This is a genomic window from Stutzerimonas stutzeri, from assembly GCF_000935215.1.
In the GTDB taxonomy this organism is placed as follows: Bacteria; Pseudomonadota; Gammaproteobacteria; order Pseudomonadales; family Pseudomonadaceae; genus Stutzerimonas.
Genome location: NZ_JXXD01000199.1, coordinates 1 through 1,596 on the forward strand (window position 1 = coordinate 1; position 1,596 = coordinate 1,596).

1 protein-coding gene is annotated in these 1,596 nt (G+C 57.1%); it reads right to left on the reverse strand.

Going from position 1 to position 1,596, the window contains the following annotated elements; all coding sequences use genetic code 11:
* Positions 1 to 96: 96 nt before the first annotated feature.
* On the reverse strand, positions 97 to 1,518 hold the full coding sequence (locus tag LO50_RS18645; protein WP_044315942.1) for an IS1182 family transposase: 1,422 nt from the start codon (positions 1,516 to 1,518) through the stop codon (positions 97 to 99).
* Between the last annotated feature and the right edge of the window lie 78 nt (positions 1,519 to 1,596).

Below are 1,596 nucleotides of genomic sequence, written 5' to 3' on the forward strand. Positions count from 1 at the left end.
CAGAGCGTGTGAAAACGCACTGACGAGATGTAAATCCAATGCCCCGACTGGTTCGGGGCGTTGGCGTTTTTGATGTTTGGAAATGGGAGATGGAATTTATCCCAATAGTTCGATCAACCGACGGGCACCCAGCACATTGATGGCTCGTTTCAGGTTGTAGGCGTTGACCGCCAGGGCCATTTCCGTCCGCGCTCCCCGCAGTTGTCGGAGCAGGAAGCGACCATTACCCAAAATCCACTGCTTCAGATTGCCGAAGGGATGTTCGACGATGGATCGGCGCCTGACCATCATCTCTGGATGCGCCTGCATCCGCTGATGCATGCGCTCGAATGCGGCTTCATGGACATGCCGAGTCACGTATCGGCGCTTGGCCTTGGTGCAGCGTGATTTCAATGGACAGCCCACGCAGTCACCTTGCGCGGCATAGATACGTTGTAGGCCACTGACCTGTTTGAGTGTTAGCCACTGGCTCGCAGGGCATTGGTACTGGTCGTTTTTTGCGTCGTAGGTGAAGGCGCTGCGATCGAATAGCGGCGTGTCGTCGCCCTTGTTATTGATGCCTCGATTCTCCGGCACATAAGCCGTAATCCCAGCATCATCACAGGCTTGAAACTGCTCACCATTGGAGTAGCCGGCATCGGCTGTAACCGTCAGCTCTTCCTGTTCTAGGATCGCCTGGGCGGCCTTGGCCATCGGTTCCAGTTGCTGGTTATCGCAACCGTCCTGAGTGACGGCATGATGCAGGATCAGCCCATGCTCGCCATCTACCGCGCTTTGCACGTTATAAGCCACGCGAGCCCCCTGGTGGGTACGCATCATGCGGGCCTCATCCTCACCCATGACGAACTGATCCAGCCCCTGTACCTCCATCAACGCCTGGGCTGTCAGGTTATCGGCATGTCGACTCTTCAGGTGCTGCAGCGCAGCCTTGACCGCACTGCGATCAACCCCTTCAGTCGCCTCACTGCGGTCAGCCTCGTCCAGCTCTGCCAGATAACGGCTTATCTGCGCCTCCAGCTTGGCTTGTTGGCGCTTGAGCTTCGTCAGGCTCAGATGCTTGCGTTGCGACGCAACCGCCTGAAACTTACTGCCATCGATGGCCACGAGTTGCCCACTGATCAGTCCCACCTGGCGACAGAACTGGACGAAGGTGCGGCAGGTCGCTTGAAAAGCAGCACTGTTGTCCTTGCGAAAATCGGCAATGGTCTTGAAATCCGGAGCCAATCGGCCCAGCAGCCACATCACCTCGACATTGCGCTGGCACTCGGCTTCCAGGCGCCGGGAGGAGCGGATGCGCTGGAAGTAACCGTATAGATAAAGCTTGAGTAGATCCGCCGGATCATAGCCAGGACGCCCGGTCTTGAGCGGCTCGGCCTTGCTGAAACCCAGAGCCTGCAGATCCAGACGAGCGACATAGGCCTCGATCACCCGTACCAGATGATCCTCCGGTACCAGCTCCTCCAATGTGGGAGGAAACAGGCTGCTTTGCTGACGACCTTCGCCCTGGATGTAGCCCATAAACAACAATGCCCCCATCAACTGATGGAGGCATTGTCTTTAGCTTGCTCTCGGACTGCTAGGTTTTCACACAGTCTG

Bases quoted from the DNA above. Each gene is read 5' to 3' on its own strand.
- LO50_RS18645 (WP_044315942.1), bottom strand. From the start codon at position 1,518: ATGGGCTACATCCAGGGCGAAGGTCGTCAGCAAAGCAGCCTGTTTCCT.